Below are 1414 nucleotides of genomic sequence, written 5' to 3'. Positions count from 1 at the left end.
GGCTCTTTTAAGAATGCAGTGGGTAATGCGGCTCACGAGGCATGCGGATTGAGTGCTGAGAAGTCGAGCTTGCCTGCGATGAGGAACAGCACGGTGCGCATGGTCTTGAAGCTGGCGTACCCCCGTGCCTTGCGCTTGGCGGCCTGAAACAGGCCGTTGATGGCTTCAATGAATCCGTTGGTCTGGCGCGTCTGGGCCCACGCGATAATGCCGTCGAAATGACGACGGATCATGCGCGCGACGTCCTTCATGGGCTCGACCTTGGAGCGCATGACGTTGCCGCACCACCGGCGCAGCATTTTGGAGACGACGTGGATCTGTTTGCGATCGAGAATCTCGCGCAGTTGCTCGCGGTACATCCACGCTCGGGCCGTGCGGTTGGTGGTGTACTGGCTGATCAGCGCCTGGAGATCGGTCAGTTGCGCGAGATCGAGCTTCTCGGCATCCTTGAGCAGCGACCAGCGCATGCCCTTCAGCGAGGGATCGGTTTTCTGCTGCGCGCGGCGCACACCATCAAGCGCTTTGGACGCATGCGCGACGACATGAAACTTGTCGAAGGTCACACGCGCATCGGGCAGGTGTTCGTCCACGCCCTTGATGAAGGCAGCCGACATGTCGATGCTTACCGATTCGATCTGCCCGGGCACTGCGTTGTGTTCCTCCAGGTGCCGGGCAAAGCGTTCGACAACGCCTGCATCCTTGCCTGGCGTGACGAAGACCACGCGCCTGCCGTCCATGTCGGCGACCAGCGAGATATAGTCCTGCCCACGTCGGGCCGAGGTTTCGTCAATGGCCACCGCGGTAACTTCGGACAGGTCAGTCGCGGCCACGGCCAGGTCCACGTAACGATCACAGATGGCCTTCACCCGATGCCACGACAGGTTCACCACGCGGGCCACCGCGGCAAATGTCATCTCCCGGCACAGCGCCAGCACGAGCGCTTCAAACAGCAGCGTGAAGCCGTCCAGCTTGCCTATCCAGTCGGGTTCGACCAGGCGCACCGAGCCGTCTGGCAGACGTACCCGCGGCACCCGGACCTCCAGATAGCACTCGTGCTGGAAGAAGTTGAGGTGGCGCAGCCGCTTGATCTGGGTGTCGTGAGCCGGATGCTCGCCCGCGACGCCGGGATAGGCAAAGCGCGTACCCGCGACAAAGTCCACGGCAATGGTCAGTTCACGCCGCGCGGCATCGAAATCGACGCCTTGCACATACCACGGGGCCTTGATTCCCAAGGCGGCTTCAAACAGTTGGGTCTGGTTCATCGGTTCACGTTGTCTTGCAGGGCTGGTTGCCGCATTCTGCCGCAACCAGCCCTCTCTCAGCTTACTTCTTCAACGCGCGTCAAGTATTCGCTTCGCCGGGCTGCCGCCCGTACTTGACCCGCCAACCCACCCACTGAGAATTGAAAAGAGGC

Annotated in this window: 1 protein-coding gene; it reads right to left on the bottom strand. The window is 61.6% G+C overall.

Going from position 1 to position 1414, the window contains the following annotated elements:
* Positions 1–32: 32 nt before the first annotated feature.
* Positions 33–1262 carry an ISL3 family transposase gene (locus PQQ96_RS41955; RefSeq protein WP_408303289.1) on the bottom strand — a complete coding sequence of 410 codons (1230 nt, stop codon included), beginning with the start codon at positions 1260–1262 and terminating at the stop codon, positions 33–35.
* Positions 1263–1414 lie beyond the last annotated feature (152 nt).

Origin of the sequence: Paraburkholderia sediminicola, assembly GCF_046027825.1 — a bacterium.
Taxonomy (GTDB): Bacteria; Pseudomonadota; Gammaproteobacteria; order Burkholderiales; family Burkholderiaceae; genus Paraburkholderia; species Paraburkholderia sediminicola_D.
This window is presented reverse-complemented; position numbering and strand designations above follow the sequence as displayed.